A 26,065-nucleotide genomic window follows, 5' to 3' on the forward strand; every position below is an offset into this window, starting at 1 on the left:
GCTCACCGATCCGGAGTCCGGGTGGATTCACCGGACGGTCGGGCCCGCGGCCCCAGCGAATCGAGGTACAGCCCGGCGATCTCCTCCAAGCCCCGCTGATCGTCGAGACCGAAGCGATCGAGGATCGGGCTGTCGAGATCGAGGACCCCGATCAGCGTGTCGTGACGGACCAGCGGAACGACCAGCTCGGATCTGCTCACCGGATCGCAGGCGATGTGGTCGGCGACGGCATGTACGTCCGCGACCCGCTGGGTGCGGCGGGTGCGCGCGGCGGCTCCGCACACGCCGCGGTCCAGCCCGATTCGCACACAGGCCGGACGGCCCTGGAAAGGACCGACGACGAGTTCGTGCCCGTCGAAGAAGTAGAACCCCACCCAGTTCACGCCGGCGATGCCGTGATAGATCAGCGCGGAGATATTGGCCGCGTTGGCAATCCGGTCACGTTCGCCCGCGAGCAGTCCCGCGGCCGCCGCGGCCAGCTCACGGTAGTGGTCCACCACCGCTCGATCGCCGCTACTCATCCGCGTGCACCGCCGTGATCTCGGTGCCGCGATATCGCACCGCGGGGATCGGCGGACCGGAATGCGGCACGTCGGCGTGGTAGCTCATCGGACCAGTGTGCGCTGTTGCGGGCCTCGGGAGAACACCTCCACTCGAGCTGATTCCGATGGGCCCGGACAGCCCGTCGCAGCACCGCTCAGGCGCCCGCTCCCCCGGCGCCGGAATCCTGGGGCCGGGAACGGCGGGCGTCCGAGCCGATCGAACCGATCTCGGTGCGGCGCTCGCCGGAACCCGTTGCCTCCGGTCAGGATCCGGCGTGGGCGCCGGCTCGGATATCGGCGAGCAGCGTCGGCCCGGACGGTGTCCAGTCCTGCAGCTCACGGGTGGCGATGCTCTATCGCGAGCGTCTGGTGGGCGTCGTGCACACCGACAGTCCGCTGGGCCGGCATCGGCGTCCGACACTGTCACAGCTGTGCCGTTATCCGCCTGTCCCGGCTTCTCGCCGCGGCCGTGCCCGCGGACCGCTCGACGGCGCACTCGAGGCCGCGGGGCTGCGCCGCCACATCGCGGCGGTGGTCCCGACTTCCGCCGTCGCGGCGCTGTTGGTGTCGTCGAGCCGGTACGTCGGTCTGGTCCCGCAGCGGCTCGCCGAACAGTACGGCGACACCCTGGGTATCCGCTGGTTCCCCATTCCGGTCGAATTGCCCGAGGTCGAGGTGCGCCTGTCCTGGCACACCCGGCTCGATGCCGATCCCGCGCAACGCTGGCTGCGCGACACGATCAGCGACACCCTCGGCGCCGGTCTGCACTGATTGCCACACAACCACTTTCACGGTCGGGCCGGTCACCACGGCCCGATCGCATACTCCAGCAGGGCCAGCAGCAGCGCGCACACACACGCCATCGCGAAGCCCGTCGCCGCGGTGAGCGCGAGGCAGCGGGCGCGACCGCGCACGTTCCTGCGTGCGAGAAGAAATCCTGCGATCGCCCCCGCCAGCGCCAGCGGGACGATGCCACCGATCACGAGATAGAAGATCGAGGCCAGCGCCGCGTTCAGTGCCTCGTTCAGGCCCCGGGCGTAGTCGCCGAACGGGATCGGAAAACGGTACAGGCTCGCGACCAGGGCGGCGGCGAAGGGAGCCGAGCAGATCGCGACGACGGCGCCCCATAGTGCCACCACCCAGGCGGCCGGTCCGGGGAGCGGAATTCGTCCCCGGCTCGCGTCCCCGTCGCTGAAGCTCACATCCGACCTCGCAGATCCCGATCCGGTCGAGTACATCGCGTGATCGTCGCACAGGAGGGCCCGGTGACCGGAGCCGGCCGATCGATTACGCGGCCTTCGATTCGGCCGCCCCGGTGATGTTGCGGGTCATGCCGCCGAAGACGATCGCGTGGAACGGCAGGACGGCCTTCCAGTACAGATGCCCGGCCAGCCCGTGTGGTTCGAACAGCGCGCGCTGCCGGTACACCGCACCGCGCTCATCGGTGTCGACGCCCAGTTCCAGCCATGCCCGCCCGGGCACCCGCATCTCGGCGCGCAACAGCAGCACCCGGGGCCGCTCGATGCGCTCGACCCGCCACCAGTCCAGGGCCTCGCCGGCGTGCAACCGGTGCGGATCGCGCCGGCCGCGACGTAGTCCGGCGCCGCCGGCCAGCCGGTCGATCCAGCCACGGAGTGACCAGGCCAGCGGGAAGGAATACCACCCGTGCTCACCGCCGATGGATTCGATCACCGCCCACAACGTCGCCGGGTCGGCGTAGCTGCGTCGCTCGCGCACATCCTCATACAGCGACCCACCCGACCAGGCCGGATCGGTGGGCAGCGGCGCCGACGGTTCGCCACGTGTCTGATCGGCGTCCGACCACCGGGTCGGGACATCCAGATTCCGCACCCGGGCCAACGCCAGTTCGACGGCGTGGCGGTAGCCGATCAGGCCGTTGTCCGGATCCGGAATATGTTGCGCTATCGCGTGATCCGCACATACGACATCGTTGACCAGCGATTCCATCAGCGGCACCGCGATCGCCTTCGGCACCGGCGTCACGAAATTGACCCATTGCGCCGACAGCCACGGCGTCAGCACCGGCACCGGCACGATCACCCGGCGCGGTAGCCGGGCTACGACCGCGTACTCGCGCATCATCCGCTCGTAGCTGAGGACGTCGGGTCCGCCGATATCGAAGGCGCCACGCACCTCGGGCGGGAGCCCGGCCGCCCGGGTCAGGTAGTACAGCACATCGCGGACCGCGATCGGCTGGATCCGGTTACGAACCCAGCGCGGGGTGACCATCATCGGCAGCCGCTCGGTGAGATATCGCAGCATCTCGAAACTGGCCGAACCCGAGCCGATGATGACCGCGGCCTGCAGCGCGATCGCGGGCACCGTTCCCTCCAGCAGGATCCGGCCCACCTCGGCCCGGGAGGACAGGTGCCGCGACAACCGCTGGCCGCCCGGTGCGATTCCGCCCAGATAGACGATCCGGCCGATACCGGCGCGGGCCGCCTGTTCGGCCACCAGCGCGGCGGCACGGCGATCGACATCGTCGAAATCCGTTCGGGTCAGCGAATGAACGAGGTAGTAGAGGACCTCGCCACCGCGCAGCGCGACCGCCACCTCATCGGCGTTCAGGACGTCACCGCGCACGACCTCGACGCTGTCGCGCCAGTCCGCATCGTCGAGTTTGGCCGGAGTGCGGGCCATGACCGTGACCTCGTGGCCGGCGGCGAGCAGCTCCGGAACCAGTCGGCCACCGATGTATCCGGTGGCGCCGAACACCACACAGCGCATATCGCCTACCTCCTGCCGCCGGTCACATTCCCGGAACTTCGACGATGGGCAAGGGATAGACCGCCGGATCGAGGTCGGCCCGCCACGGCCGATGCACGTCGTCGGACAGCTCGGCCAGTTCGGGCAGCCACCGCCGGACGTAGACGCCGTCGGGATCGAAACGCTGTGCCTGGCGAAGCGGGTTGAGCTTTCGGTTCGGACGCGTATCGGTTCCTGTTCCCGCCACCCATTGCCAGTTCATCTGGTTGTTCGCCACATCGCCGTCGACCAGCCAGTAACGGAAATGGTCGGCACCCCGACGCCAGTCGATACGTAAGGTTTTGGCGAGGAACGACGCGGTGATCAACCGCGCCCGGCCCGGCATCCACCCCGCCGCGCGCAGCTGCCGCATCGGTGCGTCGACGATGGGAAAACCGGTCCGCCCCTCGGCCCAGGCGTCGAATGCCTGTGGATCGTCACGGAACTCGATCGGGCCGGGCCGGTAGTCGGCCCAGGCCGCATCGGGCCGGGCCGCCAGGATCTGATGGTGGAAATCCCGCCATGCCACTTGCCGGGCGAAGCTGTATCCGCCGGGCTCCGACATATCGATTCGCGAGACGACCTCCGCCGCCGACAGACAGCCGAAATGCAGATACGGCGACAGATGGGAGGTGGCGTCCGCGGTCAGATCGTCGTTGCGCTCGGCATAGTCGGTGATCGGCCCGGACAGCCACTGACGCAACAGTTTTCGGCCCGTGGTCTCCCCGCCGACCCGCAGTTGTGGCGACGCTGTTCCCGCATCGAGCCCGACCTGAGCCGGATCCTCGCTCTCGATCTCGGGGACGGTGAGTCGCCGCGGCGGATCCTGTATCGCGCGCCGCGGCGCCGACTCCCATCGCCGGAAGTACGGGCTGAACACCGCGAAGTGGTCGCGCCCGGAACTCGGCCGGAGTTCGACGGGATCCACGCTCATCACCGACGCGGCGTGGCTGCGCAACCGGCAGTCGTGCGCCGCGAGCCGTTCCCGCAGCGCGGCCTCGCGGATCCGACCGTAATAGCTCACCTCCTCCGCGATGTGCACGGTCTGCGCACCCACCTCGGAAACGATGCGCGCCACCTCGTCGGCGACCTTGCCGCGCCGCAGGATCAGCCGGCCACCGCGGCCGCGCAGTTGCTCGTCGAGTTCGCGCAGCGCGGCCTCGAGGAAACGCAGCCGGTTGGGCGCGGCGTTCGGCCCCACGATCATCGAATCGTCGACGACGAAAAGAGGAACCACGGCATCCCCGCCGGCGTGCGCGGCGGTGAGTACCGGATTGTCGTGCACCCGCAGATCGCGGGTGAACAGGGCAACGGTCGCCGCCACGGCCCCGGACCTCACAATCGGCACAGCGGGGTGATGTCTGACCGGCCCCCGGTAGTCGGACTGGTCAGATACAGACAGGGTTGTTCACCTGCGGCTTGCACCGCGGAGACGACCTCCTGCCACTGCTGACCCGAGAGAGCGGGCCCGCGCGACAGTACGAATCCGGAGATGCGCGCCGGATCGGTGACCAGCGCCCAGGAGTAGTCCGGACCGAGTGCGGTGACGATGTAGTTGACCGGGCCATCGAGGCTCTCCTGCGTGGGAACCCCGGGGAAGGCCACCCGCAATTGCGCCCGCGTCCGCGGGTCCTGAACCCGGGCGGCTCCCTGGATCTCGTTGTTCGAACCGTTCCAGGTGGTGCACGAATTGTGCACCGAGACATCACCGTTCGGCAGGGGCGCGTACTCCGCACGGGTGTCGCGCGCGCAGACGAGGTTGAAGTACTGCGGGACGGCGGCCAGCTGATACCAGGTGCCCACGTAGCGATCGAGATCCAGCTGGGGCACCGGAGCGGGCCCCGCTGCCGGGACATCGGCACCGGCGGGCGCGGCCGGGCCCGTCACCGCCGCCGCGGCGACACCGAAGGCGACCGCCGCGCTGACGGTCAGTGCCCGCAGGGCCGTTCGCCGGGCCGATCTCACCGTCCGACGGGAGGACCGCGCCGGACCTGAGCCCCTGTCGCGGGCCGGGTTCTGGGGCATGCGAGCCGATGAACGTTCGAGCACTGGAGACTCCTCGGTTGGGTGACGCCTCGATTTCGATCGTTGGATGTATGCTAGCAGACAAGCGATGCACAAACGATGCATATCGTCGAGTGGGTAGGGAGAGTGGGCACAGAGGAGGGCAGAATGACCGTCATGCCCACCGACCCGGCACCCGAGATCGAGTCGGCCGGTTTCCCGATCGGCACGGTCGCCGAGCGCATCGGCATTCCGACCGCAACCCTGCGGAGCTGGAATCAGCGCTACGGTATCGGCCCCACCGGACACCGGCCCGGCAGGCACCGCCTCTACACCGAGGCGGATATCGCGGTGCTGGAACGGATGGTGCTGCTGGTGCGCGCCGGAGCGAGTCCGGCGCGCGCCGCATCGTCGGTGCGCGGCCCCGCCCCCGCCGAAGGTGACTGTTCCTCCCTGCTCGCGGCCGTCTTCGCACTCGACAGCGCCACCGCCTCAGCGTTGCTCATGAGCCATTTGCGCACCTTCGGGGTGGTGTCGACCTGGAACCGGCTGTGCCGCCCCACTTTCGCCGAGATCGTGCGACGCCAAGGGTCGGGCGAGGGCTGCATCGACGTCGAACATCTGCTGTCGTGGTGTGTCACCTCGGCGCTGCATCGCGTGGTGCCACCGCCCCCGGCGAGCGCGGTGGCCGATATCGTCCTCGCCTGCACCAGCGGTGAGGCCCATGCGCTGCCGCTCGAGGTGCTGCGCGCCGCACTGGCCGAACGCGGCGCCCCGGCGAACATGCTCGGCCCGGATGTGCCGACCCACGCCTTGGCCGACACCCTCACCAGGACTTCCGCGCCCACCACCGTGGTGCTGTGGTCGCACCACGAATCGACTGCCCTGACCTCGGCGGTGCGCACCTGCACCGAAGGCGGCGCCCACCCGGTCCTGGCCGGGCCGGGCTGGGCGGACGCCGCACTGCCGGCCGATGCCGTCACGGTCGACGACCTCGAATCGGCTCTCGCACATCTACTCCCGATCGGCGCGCGCTGATCGCCGGCATCCCCATCCCCGCTCGCCCGCACGCGGGACGGATATCACCGGCTCACCCGGTCACGGTCAGCGATGCGTCACCGATGCACCGGACCCCGAGTCCGTGGCGATCACACGACCGCCACGCGGGCCACTCGCACCGCTGTCACAGATAGGGCCGGGTGATCATCTCGATTCCGTGGCCGGCGGGATCGAGAAAATAGACACCCCGGCCGCCGTGCTCGTTGTTGATCTCCCCGGCCCGCGTCCGCTGCGGGTCCGCCCAATGGTCGATCCCGCGTTCGCGCAGATACGCCCAGGCGCGATCGAAATGCGCGTCGTCGACCAGGAAGGCGTAGTGCTGCATCTGGATCTCCACCGGCGGCTCGGCGAACTGCAGCAGCACTCCGTCGGAGCAGAGCAGATTGGTGAAGACGCCCCAGTTCGGAGCGTCGGCGAACTCGAAGATATCGCGAAAGAAGGCCGCGGACTCCTCGCGGTCCACGGCGGCGATGATGGTGTGATTGAAACGTGCGGTCATGAATCCTCCTGTGGGTGGCTGAACTTCTCGATCGACGATCAGCCGACAGGGGGCGCGCGCGATGGGCGTGATACCTGGAGCGGGCCACCGGCCCGCAGCGCGCTCAGCGCAGCACCGGGTCACCAATCCGTGTGTGGCACAAGGCCGTCCCGGTAGTCATCGCCGCCGAGTATAGCCGCTCGGCGCCGGTTCGGTCGAACAGGCGGCGCATCGGATCGTGCGCCGACAGTCGCTGCCGCGGCGCGCCGCCGGGTTTCGTTCGCGAACACCCGTGGGCCGCCACCACTTACAGTGGTCGTCGTGACTCGCTTTCACAGCATCCTGTGGCCGCGGCCGTCGACGAACGGGGGTGGACGTCGAATCCGCCAGGACGCGGTGCGGGATCTGAATCTGGACCGGATCTTCGCCGCCATCCGGGCCGATCCGGATCCCGAGTTCCGGGAGTACCTCGATCTCGGACTGAGCGATCGCGACGCGGTGATCTACCGCCATGATGTCTTCCGCGATGTGGCCAACGACGGAATTCGCACAGCGCTGGTCGAATTCGTGCGAGAAATGGCCGCGATGCGCAGCTATTCGACGATCTCCGCGCGCGTCTCCCACCCGCAGCAGAAACACCGCTTCCATCTCGACGCCGTCCTCGCCTATTGCGCATTGCTCATCGAATTGCATCGCGCGCTGTCGGCGGCGCCCGTGCGCTCGGCGGGCCTGCGCGCATGGCGTGACCATCTCACCGAATATCTCGCGACCGCCGCGTTCACCGCCTTGCGTGCGGACAGCCGCGCCCTCGACGAGCGCCTGCGCGCGGTGCGCTTCTCGGTATCCCTCCGAGACCAGCAGATCACCGTCGACCGGCACGACGGGCGGGCCGACTACACCGCGGCGGTTCAGCAGTTGTTCCACCCTCTGCTGGGCGAGAGCCGACCGGCCGACACGGCGACGGTCCACGAATGGCCGGATATGAATCACGTCGAGGAACGGATCCTCGACCATCTGGTCGCGCTGTTTCCCGAACCTTTCGCCGCACTCGACGCGTTCTGGACCACGCATCGCGAATTCATCGATTCCGCCGTCGCGACCTTCGACCACGAGATCACGTTCTATCTGCGTTACCGCATGATGATGGACCGCCTCGGTCCCGAGAACTTCTGCTACCCGGACGTCACCGAGACCTACGACTCGATAGCGGTCGTCGGTGCCTACGATCTGGCGCTGGCGCTGACACTCCGACGGGACGGGACCGGACCGGTGGCCAACGACTTCGCGCTGGACGGAACCGGGCGGGGTGAATACGTCCTGGTGGTCACCGGACCCAATCAGGGCGGGAAGACCACATTCGCGCGGTCGATCGGCCAGCTCGCCCATCTGACCGCGCTCGGCTGCCCCGTCCCCGCACGCCATGCCCGCTTCCCACTGGTGGACAGGCTGTTCACCCATTTCGAGCGCTCGGAGGAGTTGTCGGATCCGGAGGGCACCCTGCAGGAGGAGATCGCGCGGATGCGCGCCACGCTCGGCGCCGTGACCGATCACAGCCTGGTCGTCATGAACGAGAGCTTCAGCTCCACCACCACCGCCGACGCGCTCGACATCGGCACGGAGGTGCTGGGCCGTCTCGTCGCCACCCACACGCTGACCGTGTTCGTCACCTTCCTCGACGAATTGGCCGCCCTGCCCGCCGTGGTCAGTATGGTCGCCGGCGTGGACAGCGATCCCGACGAGCGGACCTTCCGATTGGAACGGCGGCCCGCCGACGGTAAGGCTCACGCGGTGGCGATGGCGGAGAAATTCGGCCTGACCTACGACGCCATCGTCGACGGGAGGCACCGATGAAGGCCGAACTGCTCGATTCCGCGCCGGGAGTGCGCTACGAAGCGGTCGGCAACGGCCCTGCCGTAATCGACGATCTGGGCTGGAGCGTCCTGTTCGACACGATGGCTCACGGTGACGCCTTCATCGGCGAGGTGGTGCGCGCGCTCGTACCGCAGAGTCTGGTGGATCCGGCCGCGATCCGGTACCGCCAGCAGGTCCTCGCGGACTGCTGCGCGCATCCGGACGCGGTGCGCGAGCTGTATCGGATCGCCACCGAGGCCACCGAGGTCCGGCGCTGGACGGCCGCGCGCAACCGCGAGCCGCGCACCAAGCTGAATCTGTCGCTGGAACCCCTGGACGGCATGCTGACCTGTGCCGGGCAGCTGCGTGCGGCCCTGCGGCGATACGCTCCGCTGCTGCGGTCCGACGGCTTCACCCGGCTCACCACCCGACTCGACGCCGAATTGAACGACGACTATCTCGACGCGATCCGCACCTGTCTGCGGGGTCTGCGATTCGACAACGGCTACCACATGAGCGCCGGACTCGGCCGGGGTAACAAGGCGACCGAGATCGTGCTGCACGAACCCACGGCGCCGCGGCGGCGACGGCTCGCTCTGCGTAGCGGACGGTCGTTTCAGGTTCCCAACGACGATGAGGCAGGCTCGGACTACGTCACCGCACTGCTCGGGCGGGGACTGCGCTCGGTGGCCGACACCGTCTCGCACGCCACCGATCTGGTCCAGCGATTCTTCTCCGATCTGCGCACCGAGCTGGCCTTCTACCTCGGCGGGCTGAATCTGTACGAGGCGGTCCGCGCCGCGGGATACCCGGCCTGCTTCCCTGATCCGTTACCGTCCGGCACGCCCGGGCTCGAGTTCGCCGGATTGCGGGATCCGGCGCTGTGCCTGTCGTCGCCGCTCCCGGTGGCGGGGAACACGCTCACCGCACCGGCCGTATCACTGGTGGTGGCCACCGGCGCCAACAGCGGTGGGAAGTCCACCTTTCTGCGCGGTGTCGGCTCGGCACATCTGATGATGCAGGCCGGCTTGTTCGTCGTGGCCGATTCCTTCGCCGCCGATGTGCGCGATGGGATCTTCACGCATTTCCGCGCGCCGGAGGACGCGACGATGACGTACGGAAAGCTCGCTGAGGAGATGGTCCGGATGCGCGGGATCGTGGACGGGATCGGCGACACCTCCCTCGTGCTGTGCAACGAGCCGTTCTCCTCCACGAACGAGCGCGAAGCCGCCGAGATCGCCGCGCCGATCGTGCGCGCACTGTGCGCACGCGGCGCGAAACTCGTTCTGGTCACACATCTCTACGATCTGGCGCACGGCCTCTACGAGCGCGACCGACCCGACGCCGTCTTCCTGCGCGCCGAACGCCTGGCCGACGGCACCCGTACCTATCGGCTGGTGCCCGGCGCACCGGAAACCACGAGTCACGGCGGGGACATCTTCGGCCGGATGCTCCCGGACCGGAGCATTTCCCGGTAGCCGAGCTCTTCGGGCGCCCCGCCTTCCCGCGGCGGGGGATTGTCGCGGCCGGAAACGATCTACGGTCCATACGGTGAAGCCCCTGGAACGTCCCGTGGTACTGACACTGCTCTATATCGTCGCCTCGTGCGTTTTCGGACCGGCGATCTTCTGGTGCGGGCTGTTGTTCTTCGCACACGGCGTCGGTGACTACTGCGACGCGGTACACGGTGACACGGCATCGCGAGAGGCGGAATTCCGGTCCGTCCAGATATTTCAAGTCACCGGATCGGTCGTCATGCTGGCGATCGGAGTGGCGCTGCTGGCCGATCTGTGGGTGCGGCATCGTCGAATCGGGCTGCTGCGGCGTTCGGCGAGCAGCTGCGGAATCGTCGCCATGATGTGCGGCTACGTTCTCGTCATCCTGATCTCCGGCCCCGGCGGGCAGAATTGCTCACCGCCGCCCTCGTCGCTCGGCAACACATCGATCGTCGGTGTGCCGGGCGAATCGGCCACTGCCCCAGCATGATCGGCCTCGCACAGCCGTCATCCCCCGGACCGGGCGGCCGCCGCTACCGGGACGACCGTGCCGCGCGAGCCGAGACGTCCGCGAGATGTTCGGACAGCAGCACCGATATCCGCTCGGAGTCGGCTTCGGGTAACCAGTGCGAGGCACCGTCGAGCGCTTCGTAGCGGTAGGGACCGGTGACCTGTCGCCGGCACAGCTGTGCCGCGGCACGTGAGATGTAGCGATCGCCGGTACCCCACACGTACAGCGTCGGGACTTCGATGCGGGCAACCGGGCGGCGCAGGCCGAAGGGCAGGCCGCGATACCAGTTCACGGGTCCGCGCAGATCCCGCCGCCGCGACGCGCGGGTGGCGTACCGAGCCGCGGATTCGGGATCCAGACCGGACCGGATGAGCCCGTCGCGCAGCATCCGGCCGCCGCCGGCGGACAGCACCGCTTCCGGTAGCCACGGCACTTGGCAGGCAGCCATATACCAGGACCGCACCGCCTGACTCCCGGTGAACATCGCCCGCGCGAACGCCATCGGATGCGGCACCGACAGCGCGGTCAGCGACCGCAGCCGGTGCGGGTGGGTGGCCGCCAGATACCAGGCCAGCGCCGCTCCCCAGTCGTGCCCGACCACGTGGAAGCGCTCGATATCGGCCGCGGCGGCCAGGGCCAGCACATCGTCGCCGAGTCGGGCCAGCGCGTAGGCCGAGCGCGCCACCGGCCGGGCTCGCGGCGAGTAGCCACGCAGATCCGGTGCCAGTACGCGGTATCCCGCCGCGGCCAGTACCGGCGCCACCCGGTCCCAGCTGTGACGATCCTCGGGAAAACCGTGCAGCAGCACAACGGTTTCCGTGACCTCGCCGCCGGATTCCGCGGGTGTATCGGTCACCTCGAAGGTGAACCCGGCATGGGCGAACGTCTCCATCGGTCGTACCTCTCCCCTCGGCAGGCGAACCGATTCACCACCGGGCACGCGGTTCGATCGGCGCCGTGCCGACACTAGCCCGTTGCCGAATCCGGCTCATCCACCCGCGGGCGGATTCCGCGACAGCGGGTACGCGAGGCTCGACAGCACAGCCGAACTCGGTGATCGGCCACCTCGGACGGCCACGCGCCGCGCCACCGGGAGGGCGGCGCCCCGGCGACCGGTATGCGTGCGCGCGGGGCGCGGCGTTCGATCGACGCGCAGGAAGTCGATGATGTCGTTCGTGATCCGGCGATGGACGGGTTCATGGAGCAGATCGTGTCCGGCGTCGGCCACCTCGACCAGGCGGCAGCTCTGCCCATCGGCGGCCCAGGCGCGAATCGCCGCGATCGGAGCGCGGCGATCGTCACCGCCGTGCAGGATGAGCGTGGGCCCGTGCGGCGGTGAATAGCCTTGCGCCGGAATCTGTTCCGGAGTACCGAGCAGTACGATCGAGGTGATGTGCGCGGTCGTCTCGACGTGGGAACTCATCGCCACGACCGCGGTCGCGGCGCCGAGTGAATGTCCGAGCAGGGTCAGTGGAAGACGCGGATTCGCCGCGTGCGAGAGCTCGATCAGCGCGAGCGCGTTCGCCGCCAGATCCTCGATCGGCGCCAGCGCCCCCTCGTCGCCCTCGCTGAGCCCGTGACCGATCTGATCGATGCCGAATACCGTTGTGCCGGCTCGGTTCAGCGCACGCGAGAAGCGATGGTAATCCGCACTCTGCTGACCGAGACCGTGCAGCAGCACCACTATCGAGTGCGGCCGTTCGGCCGTCCACACTCGATAGTGCACCGCGCCGCTGACACCCTGAAAGAACCGCATCCTGGCATGCTGACATCTTTAGGTTAGGCTAACCAATGTGATTGGGAGCACGCAGGGGAGCCGGACAGATCGGTCGTCGCGCGGGCGCCGGGGCACTCGCACCGGACCGCACAGCCAGGGCACGGCGGGCATTGCGCCCACCCAGGACGGACGTCGACTGCACTACCAGTACAAACCCGCCACGCACGACGACCACCGGGTGCCCGCGGTGGTGTTCGAGAGCGGACTCGCCTGTGGCCGATCCTATTGGGCCGCGGTGCAACGGGAATTGGCCGGATCGGCGCCGACGATCGTGTACGACCGCAGCGGACTGGGCCGTAGCGCGCCCGACAACCGTCCGCGCACCCTGCGGCGGCTGGCCGACGACCTGATCGATGTGGTCGACTATGTCGACGAACGACTCGCCCCCTCGGCCATGGTGCTGGTGGGCCACAGCTGGGGCGGCCCGATCGTGCGGCTCGCCGCGGCCGATCGTCCCGAGCGAATCGCCGGGCTGGTCCTGCTCGACCCGACCGACGAAGGCTGCGGCGACCTGTTCACCACCGCCAACCGCCGCGCCAACCGGCGCGTGCAACTGCTGAGCGTCGCGCTGGCTCGAATCGGCGCGCTGCCGCTGGTGTATCGATCCACGCTCGCCGCGCTACCGGACGATGCCCGCCACGACTTCCGCGTGGAGGGCTTCACCCGGGCGGCCATGCGCACGCGGGGCGCCGAACTCGCCTCGTACACGACCGATCTCGAATCCTTGCGCGCCGCCGATCCGGATCGTCCCGACCTGCCGATGACGATCGTTTCGGCGGCCTCGACGTCGCCGGGGATCTCGGTGCGATCGCGCGCCGCCCTCACCGCCGCACATCGGAGCCGGACCGATCGCATGCCCGACGGCCGCCATCTCGTCGCCGACTGCGGTCATATGGTGCCCACCGAACGGCCCGCCACGGTGGCCGCCGAGATCGCCCGGATCATCGCGGCGACCGCGTGCGATATCGACGCGCGGGGCCGGCGCGCGGGCCGCCCTCGCGCATCTGCCGGTCACGCTGATTCGCGCACCGGTCCGATCGAATCCGTCTCTCCCCCGGCGTGATCGGCCGCGACCCGGATCGAACGGTCCAGCACCGCCAGCGCGAGTGCGGCCAGCACACCGATCAGCACGAACGCCGCCCACACCAGTGCGTCCAGCCCGGCCGCGCGCGCGGCGCCGAGCACCGCGCCGGTGGCCAGATTGCCGATCAGGATCCCCACGCCGACGACCGTGTTGTAGAAGCCGTAGTGAGTGGCCACCAGGGTGCCGCCCGAGAGCGTGACGACGGTGTCCATCTCGAACGGGAATACCGCGGCGGTGCCGACCGCGACGACCGCCGCCGAGAGCAGCAGTGCCGCAACGGCTGTCGCGGTTCCGAACCGCTGTGGACCGGGTACGAGCAGCAGCGGCACGAACCCGGCAGCCAGCACGCCCATGCCGACCACCAGCGCGCGGCCGGTCCCCCAGCGGCGGCGGAACCACGCGGTGATACGCAACTGCCCGGCCACCGCCACGACACCGGACACCACGAACAATGCCGATGTCACCACTTGCGCGCGATCGCCGTACAGGTATTCGGCCTGCAACGGCAGCGCCAGATAGATCTGGAACGACAGCACGTACGAACCGACCATCGCGCAGGCGAACGCCAGGAATCGGCGATTGCCCGCGACCGTGCGCCAATCCGCGAGCACCGAGGCCGACGCCGCCGACACCGGCGCCCGCCGGGCCGGCAGTGCGAACAACTGCGCGAGAGTCAGCAGCGCGAAGACCACCGCGGCGACCGCGGCGGTCACCCGGAAGTCCGACACCATCAGGGCCAGGCCCGCCAACGGGCCCACCAGGATCCCGGCCTGGTAGAAGATGTTGAACACCGCGAAGGCATCCACCCTGCGCTCCCCGGTCTCGGCGGCGAGATAGGCCCGCACCGCGGGATTGAACAGCGCGCCGGCGAATCCGGTGGCGGCCGAGGCGATCAGCAGCATCGGCAGCGAGGTGGCGAAGACCAGCAGCGCGAAACCTGCTGTGCGCAACAGACATCCGGCGACGATGAGCGGTTTGTAACCCAACCGGTCGGCCAGGGTGCCGCCGACGAGGAACATGCCCTGCTGGGAGAAGTTCCGCACGCCGAGCACCAGGCCCACCGCCCACGCCGCCAACCCGAGTGGGCCGGCGAGATATCCCGCCAGGTAGGGCATCAGCATGTAGAAGCCCAGGTTGATACCGAACTGGTTGACCATCAGCAGCCTGGCCGTCAGGTCGAAACTGCGGAACTGGGCGATCGGGTTCACTGTGCGAGCTCCGGGTCGAGGCCGAGGGCGCGAGGGTCGACCACCGTGGCACACCGCGTCCAGGAGGTCACCACTCGCGCGGCCGGATGGGCGATGGTATCGGGTTCCACGGGCGGATCGGCTTCCAGCAGTCCGTGTTCGGCGCAGTAGGCGTCGTTGTAGACGGTGTCGGCGTAGCGATGCGGACCGTCGGGGAAGATCGCGGCGATCCGGGTTCCGTCCTCGTGCACTCGTGCGGCCCAGCCTGCCACCAGCGCGACCGCGCCGACGCTCCAGCCGCCGCCGGCATGGTGGGTGGCGGCCAGGGTCCGGCAGGCCCACACCGCTTCCGCCGGTGCGACCCAATGGATTTCGTCGAAGGCGCCGTAGTCGACATTGCGCGGGTGGATACTCGAGCCGAGCCCCCGCATCAGGCGCGGCCCGGCCGGTTGCCCGAAGATGGTCGAGGACACGGTATCCACGCCGATCAGCCGCAGTCGCGGCATGAACCGGCGCAGTACCCGGGCCACACCTGCCGAATGGCCACCGGTGCCGACGGCACAGACCAGGACATCGATGCGGCCCAGTTGCCGGACCAGTTCGAGCGCCAGCGATTCATAGCCGTCCACATTGTCGGGATTGCCGTACTGATCGGGGCACCACGCCCCGGGCTCGGCGGCCAGCAGGCGTGCCACCCGATCGCGTCGCGCCTGCTGCCAGCCACCGCTGGGGTGCGGTTCGGTGACCGTTTCCACGTGCGCGCCGTAGGCCCGTAGCAGCCGCACCACCATCGGCTCCATCCCCGGATCGGTGACCACCGTGACCGGATGCGCGAACACCGTGCCGGCCAGTGCCAGGCCCAGACCTAGTGTGCCGCTCGATGATTCGATGATGCGGGCACCCGGGCGCAGCTCGCCGCGCTGTGCCGCGCGACGCACCATGTGCAGCGCGGGGCGGTCCTTCATCCCACCGGGATTGGCGCCCTCGAGCTTCGCCCAGAAGCCACGATCGCGTGGCGCCAGCGGCGCACCGATCCACAGCACCGGCGTATTGCCGACCAGTCCGCGCGGGCGTCGCACCGGCGGGGGTACGACCGCCGAATCCCCGCGTGGGAGGTCGAACACAGCGTTGTCCATGACTGTCGCTTTCGATATCGATTCCACCCGGATCGGGTGGCACAGCGGATGCGGGCAGCGGACACCGGCCGACGGCGGAAGCCGCCGGCCTGTCGCTGGCCGATCAGCGGCGAGCGATACCTGCGTGCGTCAGAATTTCGCGGCCGGACAGGGGGCGCGGCAGCACGCCCGGCGGTCCACGCCCGGCGATCACGCCACGCCGCACGGCGGCCACGATCGTGGCCGGCACGCACCACCACAGAGTGGCGGCGCCCGCCCAGGGTTTCGCCGAATCCGCCGGAAGCACCGTATCCAGGGCCAGGTGCCGATCGCGGACACAGCAGTCGTCCCATGCGGGCAGGTGTGAGCCGAGGTGAGCGAACTGCGACACCGACGGCGCGGAGTGAGTGGCGACCGGGTGATCATGGATGGCGGAGCCGGCGACCGCGCAGTCGACATGCAGCGCGAGCACGGCCAGTACCGCGGCGAGCAGTACGGCCGCGATCGATCGTCGTGGCCGGGACTTCGAGTTCACCACCGCGCACCCGGCCACGGCCGATGGCGCACCGACGGGATCCGGACGCGCACGCGACCAGCCGGTACCATCGCGAGGCACGTGACGAAACCACGGTCGGGACAGTGGTTCACGAACCGGCCTCCTCGAATACATGTGCACCGCAGTGTTTTTCACGAACAGACGCCCGGATCGTCGACCGGAAGAACGCCTCGACCTACTACGTGCGTACGTACACAGTAGATCATAGGCGACGGCGACACCCGCCCGCCCGACACTCACCCGAACACATACGAGAGTACCCCCGGGGGGTAATTACGACAAGCCGCACAGGCCACGGGCACCCGGATGCGCACCACCGCACCGGTGCGCCGCGGGATTCACCCCGGAGGGGCCGGCGACGCCGCCCGCAGGCGGCTTCCGCTCACCGGATATCGTCGCGCGCGGCCGCCGAAAGTCTGGTACCCAGCGTTTTCAGTCCGGCCCGGATCCGGGCCTTCGCGGTCGGCACCGGTATCCCGAGGTCGTGCGCGACCTCCGGATAGGTGCGGTCGCCGTAGAAGGCGAGCAGAATCGCCTCCCGCTGCCGATGCCCGAGCCGGTTCACCTCCCCGGCGACGGAGTGCTCGTCCATGCGCTGGGTGACCTCGTCGAAGACCACGTCCCGCTCACGCAGAAACTGACCGCGACCGAAGGCACGTTCGCGATCGGCCATCGATTGCTCCGAACGCACCCGATCCACCGCACGGCGATGCGCGAACATCATCAGCCAGGCCATCGGACTGGCCCGGCCGGCGTCGTACTCACCCGCTGCCGCCCACGCCTGCAGATAGACCTCCTGACTGACCTCCTGGGCCAGCACAGGACTGCGCAGAATCGCGGTCAGCCGCGACATCAAGCGGGCGTTCGTACGGCGGTAGAACTCGGCGAACGCATCGGCATTGCCGTCCGCAGTCTCATGCAGCAAGGTTGCTAGCTTCGCCGCAGTGGTGGCCGAGGTGCCCTTGCGGGAACGCTCATCGATGTCCATCGCACACCGTTCTCATTTCGCGGGATAGTCATACCGGAGACGAGATCGGCCCCATTGCCGAATCGCCTTTTCACTGCGTGCAGCGCCGAGCGTCGATGCGCGCGTCCAAGAGCGTGGTGCCCGGGCGGACAGCCGTGACCGACCGACCGGTGCCGTCCAAGAGACGACATTGGAAGCATCGAATCCGGGATGCGGGATGTTAACCGCGACACAAAATTAATTTTGCACTAGTTTCCGGCCGGGTTCAGCAGAACCGGCCAGTCTGCATCGAAAATGCGACAATTCCCTCCCCTGTGACTCGAATCGGCCGCAAAATAATGCGAGTCCGAATGTTTTCGCATTGGGCGGTCGCCGCTGCCGGTCCCCCCTTCGCGCGCCCGGTCGCGACCAGCGAGCCGGGTCGCGCCTCAATCCGGCAAGCGACGCATCTCGATCAGCGTCAATCCCAGCGCATCGATGCGGGCCAGCACACTGCGCATCGCGGTGTAGTCGGCCAGCGAGCCGAACAGTGTCGTCGTCCCCGCGGACCCGACGACACTGTGAGTCAGCTCGGGGAACTCGGCGAGCAGGCGCTCGGACAATTCGCTGTCGAGGACGAATTCGTACCGCATCGCCACCCACCTTCCGCACACCGCCGCCTCGCCCGGTCACGCCTCCGCCCGTTCACGCCCACAGCCGCCGCGACCGGCTCAGGACAGCGCCTTGCCCTTGAGCCGGTCGAATTCCTCCGCGGTAATGGTGCCGTCGTCCAGCAACTTCTTCGCATCGGCGATCTGCGCGGCCGAACTCGTCCCGGCCGTGTCCTTGATGTACGCGTCCTGGGCCGCTCGGGCCTGCCTCGCCGCATCCGCGGAACGCTCCGACATACCGCCCCCGCGCACGATCAGATACACCAGCGCGGTGATCAGCGGCAGGATGAACAGGAACACCACCCAGATCGCCTTCACCCAGCCGGACGTGGTGTGGTCCCGGAACAGGTCGGTGATGATCGAGAACAACAGGATCAGATACGCGACGAACGCGAAACTCATGATGATGAGCCAGAACACATCCCATACGGGCATGACGTCTCCTCGGTGCCGGCGTCCGGCTTCGTGGGGCCGAACGGCTCTGCGCGTCACCGTCGCGGACCGCGGCCATCGCGGCAGCCGTGGCGGCACCCGACCAGTTCACCCGCCGACGCGCGCCGGCGCTTCACCCGTTGCGGGTGACCTGTCAGCAGCGCCGTAGCATCGAAACGAGCTCGACCCTGTCTGATAGCCCCGACCGATCCGGAGGGAATCATGACCACACCAGGCGAATTCACGTTCGAGAGCGCCTACCAGGGCGAGGCCGGCCCGTTCCTGGATGCCAGACCCCCGTGGAGTCTGGGCGAGCCGCAGCCGGAATTGAAAGCGCTCATCGACCAGGGCAGGTTCCACGGTGACGTACTCGATGTGGGGTGCGGCGAGGGCGCGATCTCGCTGTATCTGGCCGAACGCGGCCACACGACCGTCGGGCTGGACTCCGCCCCGACCGCCGTCGACATGGCCCGCGCCGAAGCGGCGCGACGCGGACTGACCACCGCTTCCTACGAGGTCGCCGACATCGCCTCGTTCACCGGATACGACGGCCGCTTCGGCACCATCGTCGACAGCACCCTGTTCCATTCCATTCCGGTGGACCAGCGGGAGGGCTACCAGCAGGCGATCGTCCGTGCCGCGGCCCCCGCGGCGTCGTATTTCGTCCTCGTCTTCGATCGCAAGGCGCTGCCGCACCCGCCGGAGGGATTCGGCCCCAACCCGGTCACCGAAGACGAACTGCGCGAAGTGGTCTCGAAGTACTGGGTGATCGACGATATCCGCCCGGCACGCATCCACGGCAACAATCTTCCGCGCGACGACCGGTCACCGATCCGGTTCGACGACGTCCACGACGAACCTGGTGGCCGCACCTCGGTGCCCGCCTGGTTGCTGCAGGCTCATCTGGGCTGACAGGCCCGCGCGGAGCGGCCACCGAGTCCTCCCCTCCATATCGGACTCGGTGGCAGGCTCACCCGTCCATGCCACCAGCCCGAGCGATGACGAGGCAATACGGCCACCGACCCTCATCCGGCCCGCCCACCGCGCAGTAGTACTACTCATCAGTGGTACTAGTGAACGGATCGATTCGAGCACGGCGTCCGGAGGGCCAGTGGATGAGCTAGACCTGCCCGATCTGGGGGGATTCGTGCGCGGCCGTCGCACCCGCGCCACCGCGTCGGCCCCGTCGGGCTCGAGCCGGCAACAGCTCGCGACGGCGGTGCATTCGAGTGTCGGCTACATAGCCAAGATCGAACAGGGGGGCGCGGTCAGCCCGAGCACGGGCGTGCTGGATGCCCTGAGCACGGCCCTCGGCCTCGACGTGGACGAACACGCGCACCTCTATCGTCTCGCGGGCCATACCGAACCGGCCCGGGACGACGATCCGCTCCGTGAATCCGTCCTGGGGCAGACCCTCGACGCCCTCGCCCCCAACCCGGCGGTGGTATTGACCGATCGATTCGACATCGTCGTAGGAAACCGAGCTTTCGAGGCCGCCTTTCCCGGTGTGCGGGAGTGCGGCAACACCTTGCGCTGGATCTTCACCGACCCTCATGCCCGGTTGGTACTCGAGGAGTGGGAGCGCGAGGCGGGCCTGGCGGTGGGCGCGCTGCGGCATTACGCGGCCCGGCCGCGGGATCGGCGGCACGTCCGTGAACTGGTCGACGAATTGGCCGAGCACCCGGACTTCCGCCGCCTGTGGAGCTCCGGGCGCGTCGTCACGCACCGGACGGATCCCGTGGTGCGCCTACGCAATCCACGCTCGGGAGCCGTGTACGCGGTACTGACGCAACAGTTCCGCACGGCCGGAAATGGTCGACCGGCGCGGATGGTGGTCGGTCTGCTGACCGATCGCGCCGGCGCTCAGTAGATTTCGTTCAGGAAGTCCAGCACGAGTTCGTTGACTTCGTCCGGATGGGTGATGTTCACCGCGTGGGTCGCTCCGGCCACATTGTGCAGGGCGGCCGAACCGCCGAGCGCTTCGGCGAGCGCGGCCATCTCCTCATTGCTGAACGCCTGGTCACCGACTCCGCGGACGAGAACGGCCGGACAGGTGATGGCACCGATCATTTCGGTGATGGTTTCGCGGTTGATCAGGCAGTCCGCCGCCAGCCGAAGCCGAGTCCGGTCGGAGTTCAGCCACTTGTCGAGCCACGGCTGCTGGTCATCGCGGGTACCGCCGATCATCACCGAGGCCATGGTCTTGGCGAGCGGGGCCAGCGGCGCCGTACCCATCCACGTGTCCATCACCTCGCGGTAGCCGATCTTCTGTTTCGGGCTGTAGGCCTGCGCCGAAGTACCGATGAGGATCAGCCCGTCGACCCGGCCCGGATGCAACAGCGCCATCCGCAATGCCGTGAATCCGCCCTGCGACATCCCGCCGACGACAGCCTTGTCCACGCCGAGCGCGTCGAGCACTGCCCAGGAATCACGCGCCAGATCCCAATAGCTGAACGGCGTTCCGTCGTCCTCGGTCAGGCCGTGACCGCGGGCATCGACCGTCACCACTCTGAACCGCGGCGCCAGTCCGGCCACCTGGGCATCGAACATCTGCCGATCCAAGAAGTAGCCGTGGCCGAGCACTACGACCGGGCCGTCGCCACCCGGGTCGCTGTAGTGGACCTTCGCGCCGGCCGAGGTCACGTGCGGCATGACAACAACGCCTTCCTCTCGGGTAATCCGCCGCCCAATCTAGCAGGAACACGTTCTAGTCTGGCCTGTGCGCCGTGTCTGTCCGATCGCGGCACCGGTTGCCGCGGCGGCGATCTCGTCCGACCCGCGCCGGTCAAGCACCGTCCGGGCATCCGGCTGTCGTCGCGCGCGCGAGTTCCGCCACGACATCGTCGATGTCGTGGCGCCTGCGCAACGCCGCCAGCTGCCGTTGCGCACCGTTGCCGCGGGCTCGCACCCGCGCCAGGATATCGGTGACGAATTCGTACTCCCCGAGCTCGCGCAGAGCCGGAGCGGCGTAGCCGACGAGCCGGTCGAGCCGCGTGCCCGCAGGCTCGACCCGCGCCGATACCGGGTCCACTCCCTCGCCGTCGAGTCCGGCCTGCCCAGCCTTCCAGTACGCCGCGCGCAGTGCCGCCGCCGACACGTCAGGGGCGCGGTCGCCGTGCCGCACCGCCTCCTCGGCCGTGATCGCCGCGGCCCGGACGAGACTCGCCAGCAGCACCGACTCCTCGACCGTGGCGGGTACGTCGCTGATCCGGACCTCGAGGGTCGGGAACGTGGTCGACCGCCGAATATCCCAGTACACCATGTCCGGGTCGAGGATGCTGCCGCACGCCAGCATCATCGCCACCGCGGCGTCGTATTCCGCACCGGACCGGAAATACGGCGGCGGCCCCGCGCTGGGCCAGCGCCGCCAGAGAATACTGCGCCAGCTGGCATAGCCGCTGTCGGCGGCGCGATAGACCGCCGAGTTCGCGGTGAGCGCCAGCCACACCGGCAGCCACGGGCGCAAGAAGTTGCTGACCTGCACCGCCATGTCCGGGTCGGGCACCGCGACGTGGACATGACAGCCGCACAGCCCTTGTTCGTGGGCCAGCCTGCCGAAACGCTCGGCGATTCGCTGGTAACGGGGCGTATCGGTCACCGGATAGGAGTCGGGCACGGTCGGCGGGACCCCCGCCGCCAACAGTCGCGCATCGTTGTCGCGGGCGCAGCGCGCCACCGCGCCGCGCAGCCCGCGCAGTTCCCGGAGCAGATCCTCGGCCCGGGTGTGGACCCCGCTGGCAGTCTCGACCTGGCAGCTGGTGAGCTCCAGTTGTAGCTCCACTCCCGAGTGCCGGGCCGACCGAGCCACCTCGGTGTTCTTCGGGACGGGGGCGTGGGAGACCGGGTCCACGAGCAGGAATTCCTCCTCGACACCGACCGTCACATCCGCGACATTCACCGGGTCTCACACTCCGCGGCGGTCATCGGGATTCGCGGCGGGGGCACACCGCGGCGGCACTCGTGGCGAGGATGCGAGCATCACAGCGGTGGAGCCAGCCGCGACCGCACCCCGGCAACATCTCGCTGCTGTTCGCCGAATCCCATGGCGTCCTCCGATCCGATGCGCCGGTGTTTACCCGTTCCACACCGCGCTACCCCGGCCCCGACAGGCCAAACACCTCGACGAAGAGCGTGTCGGCGCGGCGGCGCGGTCTAGCGCCGCCGGCCGCGCAGATAGTCCGAGACCACCGCCGCACCCAGCCCGTCCAGATCTGGCGCGATCACCCGCCCGCCACTGCGGCGGGCCATCAGATCGACGAACGCCGCGAGCCTGGGATTCTCTCCCAGCACGAAAACCGATACCGAGGCACCGAGTTTCGCGAGGGTGTCGACCTGGGCCATGGTCACCGCCAGGGTGCGCGTCTCGGGCGGCCAGTTGAAGTAGGAGGTGCCGTCGGGTTCGAGGTGGGCAGTGGGTTCGCCGTCGGTGACCACCAGGACGACCGGCACCGCATCGGGGTGACGGCGCAGATGGCGGGCCGCGAGCAGGAGGGCGTGATGCAGGTTGGTGCCTTGCTCCCACACCGCTTCCAGGGCCGTCAGCTCGCCGATGTCGACGGTGCCGGCATGGCGGCCGAAAGTGATCACTTCCAGTGCGTCGGAACGGAACCGGGTGCTGATCAGCTGGTGCAGCGCCAGCGCGGTCCGCTTCATCGGCAGCCAGCGGCCGTCCTGCACCATGGACCAGGAGGTGTCGACGCACAGCGCCACCGCCGCGCGCGAGCGCTGATCGGTTTCGGCGATCTCCACATCGGAGACCGCCAGCGATACCCGCCGGCTACCGGTCGATGCCGAACGCAGTACGGCATTGCGCACGGTCTTGGACACATCCCATGGTTCGGTATCGCCGAATTGCCACGGCCTGCTGGCGCCGGTCGGCTCCCCCGCGGCGCCGGCGGTCACGGTGTCGCGTTGTCCGCGCTGGGTGCGCAGGCGGCCGATCACATCGCGCAGCGCCACCTCACCGAGTCGGCGTAAGGCCTTGGGCGTCAGGCGAAGCGACCCGTCGGGCGCGCGCTCGAACAGGCCCTGGCGGCGCAGTTCGCGCTCGAGCTCAGCCAGTCGACCGGCCTCGACACCCGCCTCCGCACCGAGTTGGCGCGTCAACGCGTCGAGGTCGATATCCTCGAGCCGGGCTCCTGGATAGGACTGGCCGAGTTGTTCGGCCAGCGCGTCCAATTCGGCCAGATCCTGCATGGCCTGTGCGGCCTCACCCATGCCCATCGGGTCCTGGCCGCGGAAGCGCTGTCCCGATTCCCAATCCTCACCGGGGCGTAGCGCACGCAGGTTGGCGTCGAGGGCGGCGATCTGCTCGGCGATGCGTGAATCACCGAACGCCTGACCGATCAGTTCGCTCAGTTCCGCCTGCTGCTGCGGTGTCAGCGAATTCATCATCCGCTGCGCGGCCGCCGCGCGGGCCGCGAGCGCGTCGATCAATTCCTCCGTGTCGCGCGGATTCTCGGGGAAGTACTCACCGTGTTCGGCCATGAACTCGGCGAACTGCTGGGCGGTGTCCTCTCCGCGCGCGTGCGATGCGAGCAGATCGTTGAGATCCGACATCATCCGGCGCACGCCTTCGACATCCTCGGGGGTGGCATTCTCGAGCGCCTGCTTCATGCCCTGGAACCGGGAGTCGAGCAGTTCCTGTCCCAGCAGTTCACGAATGCGTTCGTAGTTCTCCCGGCCGGTCTGCGAACGCCACGCGTAGTCGGCGAGTTCGGTGACCGCACCGGCCGGGCTCGACGGCAGCGCGTCCAGTTGCGCCTCGGCGAAGCGGGCGTCGTCGGAGGGATCGGGGAACAGCGCGGCGCGCTCGGCCTCGAGCGCCTCCTCCAACAGTTCCCGCACCTGCCGCAAGGTGCCGTCGAGCCGATGCCGGCGGGTGATCTCCGCGCGGCGCTGCCACAGCCGGCGAGTCAGTTCGTCCAGGCCCGGTGCGTGGGCGGTGCCGCGACGCAGCAGTTCTTCCAGCGCGCTGCGCGGTGAGCTGCCCTCCATCACGTCTCGACCGACCTGGTCGAGCGCGTCGCGCAGATCCAGTGGTGGCGCCAGCGGATCGGGTCCGTCGTGGTAGGGGCCGTAGGAATAGCGATCGGGGGCTGTCATGTTGTCTCACACCATCGTTCGGTGATCAGGATCCATAGGTGGCGGTGCCGTCCTCGGAATCCTTGGCCAGCTGCCGCCCCAGATACAGTGCCTCCAGGGCGAATTCGACGGCGGCCGCGATCCGGGCGGGAGAATCGGTGGCACCGACCCCCAGCCGGTCGGCGACCTCCTGCAGTACCGGCAATTCCGGTAGCGCCGCGAGCACCTCCTGCCCGGGCACGCGTTCTCCGGTCGTGACGGGATGGCCCGCGCTGACGGCTTCGGCCAGCGGCCGCAGGTCCACTCCGGCCAGGCGACCGCGCGCGGTATCGGCGAAGGCGCGTCGCAGCAGGTGGGTGAGGTGCTCGGTCTCGCGGCCCTCCTCACCCGATTCGAACTCCACCTTGCCGCGTAGGACGGCCGGTACCGACTCCAGATCCACCGGCCGGGCGACCGCGGGCTGCTCCCCGGTCAATGCCGCGCGACGCAGTGCGGCGGCGGCCACGGTCTCCGCGGCGGCGACCGCGAACCGGGCCGATACGCCGGAGCGCTGGTCCACCGCCGAGGATTCGCGCAGCGATCGCACGAATCGCGCCAGCACCTCGATCAGCGGATCGCCGACCTCGGCGACCAGCTCGGCTTCCTGCCGGACCAGTGCGATCTCGGCCTCGACGTCGAGCGGATAGTGGGTGCGGATCTCAGCACCGAAGCGATCCTTCAGCGGGGTGATGATGCGGCCGCGGTTGGTGTAGTCCTCGGGATTGGCGGTGGCGACCAGCAGCACATCCAGCGGCAGGCGCAGCGTGTAGCCGCGCACTTGGATATCGCGTTCCTCCATCACGTTCAGTAGCGCGACCTGAATCCGCTCGGCCAGGTCGGGCAGCTCGTTGAGGGCGACGATGCCGCGGTGGGCGCGCGGCACCAGCCCGAAATGAATGGTTTCCGGATCGCCCAGACTGCGCCCTTCGGCCACCTTCACCGGGTCCACGTCGCCGATCAGATCGCCCACGGAGGTGTCGGGAGTGGCGAGCTTCTCGGCGTATCGCTCGCTGCGATGCCGCCAGGCCACCGGCAGATCGTCACCCAGTTCGGCCGCCAGGCGCCGGCCCGCGGGACTGATCGGCGCGAGCGGGTGTTCGCCGAGTTCGGCGCCGTCGATGACCGGCGTCCACTCGTCCAGCAAGCCCACCAGGGTGCGCAGCAGGCGGGTCTTTCCCTGGCCACGCTCGCCGAGCAGGACCACATCGTGGCCGGCCAGCAGCGCTCGCTCCAGTTGCGGGACGACCGTGCGGTCGAAACCGACGATGCCGGGCCACGGATCGGTTCCCGACCGCAGTGCGGCGAGCAGATTCTCGCGGATCTCGGTTTTCACCCCGCGCGGCTGATAACCGGCGGCGCGCAGTGCGCCCGCGGTGGCGGGCAGATGCTGGGGAACACTCACCACAGCGACGCTACGACGATCCGGCGACTCCGACAACGGCTTCGCTGTTCGCTGCGCGCGGACAG

The 26,065-nt window shown here is 68.8% G+C and carries 26 protein-coding genes; 8 read left to right on the forward strand and 18 right to left on the reverse strand.

Annotation, left to right across the window (positions count from 1 at the left end; translation table 11 throughout):
• Positions 1–2 precede the first annotated feature (2 nt).
• Complete coding sequence (msrC, locus tag LKD76_RS18710) at positions 3–521, reverse strand: free L-methionine (R)-S-oxide reductase MsrC (protein WP_227982611.1); 519 nt, start codon at positions 519–521, stop codon at positions 3–5.
• A 369-nt stretch (positions 522–890) separates the two neighbouring features.
• On the opposite strand from msrC, the gene LKD76_RS18715 reads away from it, so the two are divergent.
• Positions 891–1,313, forward strand: a complete 423-nt coding sequence (locus LKD76_RS18715) for a LysR substrate-binding domain-containing protein (protein WP_227985306.1) — start codon at positions 891–893, stop codon at positions 1,311–1,313.
• Between the two features lie 32 nt (positions 1,314–1,345).
• Here the strand turns inward: LKD76_RS18715 and LKD76_RS18720 are convergent, their stop codons facing one another.
• From LKD76_RS18720 to LKD76_RS18735, 4 genes are all read right to left on the reverse strand, one after another.
• Positions 1,346–1,744, reverse strand: a complete 399-nt coding sequence (locus LKD76_RS18720) for a hypothetical protein (RefSeq protein ID WP_227982612.1) — start codon at positions 1,742–1,744, stop codon at positions 1,346–1,348.
• Between the two features lie 85 nt (positions 1,745–1,829).
• Complete coding sequence (locus LKD76_RS18725; protein WP_227982613.1) at positions 1,830–3,290, reverse strand: SDR family oxidoreductase; 1,461 nt, start codon at positions 3,288–3,290, stop codon at positions 1,830–1,832.
• Between the two features lie 22 nt (positions 3,291–3,312).
• On the reverse strand, positions 3,313–4,632 hold the full coding sequence (locus LKD76_RS18730; RefSeq protein ID WP_227982614.1) for a cryptochrome/photolyase family protein: 1,320 nt from the start codon (positions 4,630–4,632) through the stop codon (positions 3,313–3,315).
• 11 nt (positions 4,633–4,643) lie between these two features.
• A complete protein-coding gene (locus LKD76_RS18735) occupies positions 4,644–5,273 on the reverse strand; it encodes a lipocalin family protein (protein ID WP_227982615.1) in 630 nt (209 codons plus the stop codon).
• Between the two features lie 207 nt (positions 5,274–5,480).
• Here LKD76_RS18735 and LKD76_RS18740 point away from each other — a divergent pair, with 207 nt between their 5' ends.
• On the forward strand, positions 5,481–6,350 hold the full coding sequence (locus LKD76_RS18740; RefSeq protein WP_308188542.1) for a MerR family transcriptional regulator: 870 nt from the start codon (positions 5,481–5,483) through the stop codon (positions 6,348–6,350).
• 145 nt (positions 6,351–6,495) lie between these two features.
• Here the strand turns inward: LKD76_RS18740 and LKD76_RS18745 are convergent, their stop codons facing one another.
• Complete coding sequence (locus LKD76_RS18745) at positions 6,496–6,870, reverse strand: VOC family protein (RefSeq protein ID WP_227982616.1); 375 nt, start codon at positions 6,868–6,870, stop codon at positions 6,496–6,498.
• A gap of 300 nt (positions 6,871–7,170) precedes the next feature.
• Here LKD76_RS18745 and LKD76_RS32185 point away from each other — a divergent pair, with 300 nt between their 5' ends.
• The 3 genes from LKD76_RS32185 to LKD76_RS18760 all read left to right on the forward strand — a co-directional run bounded on the left by LKD76_RS32185 (position 7,171) and on the right by LKD76_RS18760 (position 10,686).
• Positions 7,171–8,700, forward strand: coding sequence for a MutS-related protein (locus LKD76_RS32185; RefSeq protein WP_227982617.1), 1,530 nt, complete (start codon positions 7,171–7,173; stop codon positions 8,698–8,700).
• Complete coding sequence (locus tag LKD76_RS18755) at positions 8,697–10,178, forward strand: MutS-related protein (protein WP_227982618.1); 1,482 nt, start codon at positions 8,697–8,699, stop codon at positions 10,176–10,178. The genes LKD76_RS32185 and LKD76_RS18755 overlap by 4 nt, the downstream gene beginning before the upstream one ends.
• A 73-nt stretch (positions 10,179–10,251) precedes the next feature.
• The gene (locus tag LKD76_RS18760) at positions 10,252–10,686 is read left to right on the forward strand and encodes a hypothetical protein (RefSeq protein WP_227982619.1); all 435 of its coding nucleotides are present in this window, start codon (positions 10,252–10,254) and stop codon (positions 10,684–10,686) included.
• Positions 10,687–10,729: 43 nt separating this feature from the next.
• On the opposite strand, the gene LKD76_RS18765 is transcribed toward LKD76_RS18760, so the two are convergent.
• Positions 10,730–11,599 carry an alpha/beta fold hydrolase gene (locus LKD76_RS18765; protein WP_227982620.1) on the reverse strand — a complete coding sequence of 290 codons (870 nt, stop codon included), beginning with the start codon at positions 11,597–11,599 and terminating at the stop codon, positions 10,730–10,732.
• 96 nt (positions 11,600–11,695) lie between these two features.
• Positions 11,696–12,463 (reverse strand): alpha/beta hydrolase, encoded by a 768-nt coding sequence (locus LKD76_RS18770; RefSeq protein WP_227982621.1) that lies wholly within the window; start codon positions 12,461–12,463, stop codon positions 11,696–11,698.
• Positions 12,464–12,500: 37 nt separating this feature from the next.
• On the opposite strand from LKD76_RS18770, the gene LKD76_RS18775 reads away from it, so the two are divergent.
• Positions 12,501–13,547, forward strand: a complete 1,047-nt coding sequence (locus LKD76_RS18775) for an alpha/beta fold hydrolase (protein WP_227982622.1) — start codon at positions 12,501–12,503, stop codon at positions 13,545–13,547.
• Here the strand turns inward: LKD76_RS18775 and LKD76_RS18780 are convergent.
• From LKD76_RS18780 to LKD76_RS18805, 6 genes are all read right to left on the reverse strand, one after another.
• Positions 13,496–14,725, reverse strand: a complete 1,230-nt coding sequence (locus LKD76_RS18780; protein WP_227985308.1) for an MFS transporter — start codon at positions 14,723–14,725, stop codon at positions 13,496–13,498. The genes LKD76_RS18775 and LKD76_RS18780 overlap by 52 nt on opposite strands.
• Positions 14,726–14,772: 47 nt before the next feature.
• Positions 14,773–15,891, reverse strand: coding sequence for a PLP-dependent cysteine synthase family protein (locus LKD76_RS18785; RefSeq protein WP_227982623.1), 1,119 nt, complete (start codon positions 15,889–15,891; stop codon positions 14,773–14,775).
• A 103-nt stretch (positions 15,892–15,994) separates the two neighbouring features.
• The gene (lpqS, locus tag LKD76_RS18790; RefSeq protein WP_227982624.1) at positions 15,995–16,486 is read right to left on the reverse strand and encodes a putative copper homeostasis (lipo)protein LpqS; all 492 of its coding nucleotides are present in this window, start codon (positions 16,484–16,486) and stop codon (positions 15,995–15,997) included.
• Positions 16,487–16,808: 322 nt separating this feature from the next.
• Positions 16,809–17,414: a sigma-70 family RNA polymerase sigma factor gene (locus LKD76_RS18795; protein ID WP_227982625.1), complete on the reverse strand. Its 606-nt coding sequence runs from the start codon at positions 17,412–17,414 to the stop codon at positions 16,809–16,811.
• A gap of 407 nt (positions 17,415–17,821) precedes the next feature.
• Positions 17,822–18,025 (reverse strand): DUF8691 family protein, encoded by a 204-nt coding sequence (locus tag LKD76_RS18800; RefSeq protein ID WP_227982626.1) that lies wholly within the window; start codon positions 18,023–18,025, stop codon positions 17,822–17,824.
• Positions 18,026–18,103: 78 nt separating this feature from the next.
• A complete protein-coding gene (locus LKD76_RS18805) occupies positions 18,104–18,478 on the reverse strand; it encodes an SHOCT domain-containing protein (RefSeq protein ID WP_227982627.1) in 375 nt (124 codons plus the stop codon).
• A 219-nt stretch (positions 18,479–18,697) separates the two neighbouring features.
• On the opposite strand from LKD76_RS18805, the gene LKD76_RS18810 reads away from it, so the two are divergent.
• A complete protein-coding gene (locus LKD76_RS18810) occupies positions 18,698–19,387 on the forward strand; it encodes a class I SAM-dependent methyltransferase (protein WP_227982628.1) in 690 nt (229 codons plus the stop codon).
• A gap of 199 nt (positions 19,388–19,586) precedes the next feature.
• Positions 19,587–20,345, forward strand: coding sequence for a helix-turn-helix transcriptional regulator (locus tag LKD76_RS18815; protein WP_227982629.1), 759 nt, complete (start codon positions 19,587–19,589; stop codon positions 20,343–20,345).
• On the opposite strand, the gene LKD76_RS18820 is transcribed toward LKD76_RS18815, so the two are convergent.
• The 4 genes from LKD76_RS18820 to LKD76_RS18835 form a co-directional block, all read right to left on the reverse strand.
• Positions 20,339–21,127, reverse strand: coding sequence for an alpha/beta fold hydrolase (locus LKD76_RS18820; RefSeq protein ID WP_227982630.1), 789 nt, complete (start codon positions 21,125–21,127; stop codon positions 20,339–20,341). The two genes, LKD76_RS18815 and LKD76_RS18820, sit on opposite strands and share 7 nt — an antisense overlap.
• A 133-nt stretch (positions 21,128–21,260) precedes the next feature.
• Positions 21,261–22,373, reverse strand: a complete 1,113-nt coding sequence (locus LKD76_RS18825; protein WP_227982631.1) for a glutamate--cysteine ligase 2 — start codon at positions 22,371–22,373, stop codon at positions 21,261–21,263.
• Positions 22,374–22,627: 254 nt separating this feature from the next.
• Positions 22,628–24,580 carry a vWA domain-containing protein gene (locus LKD76_RS18830; protein WP_227982632.1) on the reverse strand — a complete coding sequence of 651 codons (1,953 nt, stop codon included), beginning with the start codon at positions 24,578–24,580 and terminating at the stop codon, positions 22,628–22,630.
• A 25-nt stretch (positions 24,581–24,605) separates the two neighbouring features.
• Entirely contained in the window at positions 24,606–26,000 is a 1,395-nt protein-coding gene (locus LKD76_RS18835; protein WP_227982633.1) for an ATP-binding protein, read from the reverse strand.
• Positions 26,001–26,065: the final 65 nt, after the last annotated feature.

This window comes from Nocardia spumae (assembly GCF_020733635.1).
GTDB classification, from domain to species: domain Bacteria; phylum Actinomycetota; class Actinomycetes; order Mycobacteriales; family Mycobacteriaceae; genus Nocardia; species Nocardia spumae.

Bases quoted from the DNA above. Each gene is read 5' to 3' on its own strand.
- msrC (WP_227982611.1), bottom strand. From the start codon at position 521: ATGAGTAGCGGCGATCGAGCGGTGGTGGACCACTACCGTGAGCTGGCC.
- LKD76_RS18715 (WP_227985306.1), top strand. From the start codon at position 891: ATGCTCTATCGCGAGCGTCTGGTGGGCGTCGTGCACACCGACAGTCCG.
- LKD76_RS18725 (WP_227982613.1), bottom strand. From the start codon at position 3,290: ATGCGCTGTGTGGTGTTCGGCGCCACCGGATACATCGGTGGCCGACTG.
- LKD76_RS18740 (WP_308188542.1), top strand. From the start codon at position 5,481: ATGACCGTCATGCCCACCGACCCGGCACCCGAGATCGAGTCGGCCGGT.
- LKD76_RS18745 (WP_227982616.1), bottom strand. From the start codon at position 6,870: ATGACCGCACGTTTCAATCACACCATCATCGCCGCCGTGGACCGCGAG.
- LKD76_RS18755 (WP_227982618.1), top strand. From the start codon at position 8,697: ATGAAGGCCGAACTGCTCGATTCCGCGCCGGGAGTGCGCTACGAAGCG.
- LKD76_RS18765 (WP_227982620.1), bottom strand. From the start codon at position 11,599: ATGGAGACGTTCGCCCATGCCGGGTTCACCTTCGAGGTGACCGATACA.
- LKD76_RS18770 (WP_227982621.1), bottom strand. From the start codon at position 12,463: ATGCGGTTCTTTCAGGGTGTCAGCGGCGCGGTGCACTATCGAGTGTGG.
- LKD76_RS18780 (WP_227985308.1), bottom strand. From the start codon at position 14,725: ATGGTCAACCAGTTCGGTATCAACCTGGGCTTCTACATGCTGATGCCC.
- LKD76_RS18785 (WP_227982623.1), bottom strand. From the start codon at position 15,891: ATGGACAACGCTGTGTTCGACCTCCCACGCGGGGATTCGGCGGTCGTA.
- LKD76_RS18795 (WP_227982625.1), bottom strand. From the start codon at position 17,414: ATGGACATCGATGAGCGTTCCCGCAAGGGCACCTCGGCCACCACTGCG.
- LKD76_RS18800 (WP_227982626.1), bottom strand. From the start codon at position 18,025: ATGCGGTACGAATTCGTCCTCGACAGCGAATTGTCCGAGCGCCTGCTC.
- LKD76_RS18805 (WP_227982627.1), bottom strand. From the start codon at position 18,478: ATGCCCGTATGGGATGTGTTCTGGCTCATCATCATGAGTTTCGCGTTC.
- LKD76_RS18810 (WP_227982628.1), top strand. From the start codon at position 18,698: ATGACCACACCAGGCGAATTCACGTTCGAGAGCGCCTACCAGGGCGAG.
- LKD76_RS18820 (WP_227982630.1), bottom strand. From the start codon at position 21,127: ATGCCGCACGTGACCTCGGCCGGCGCGAAGGTCCACTACAGCGACCCG.
- LKD76_RS18830 (WP_227982632.1), bottom strand. From the start codon at position 24,580: ATGACAGCCCCCGATCGCTATTCCTACGGCCCCTACCACGACGGACCC.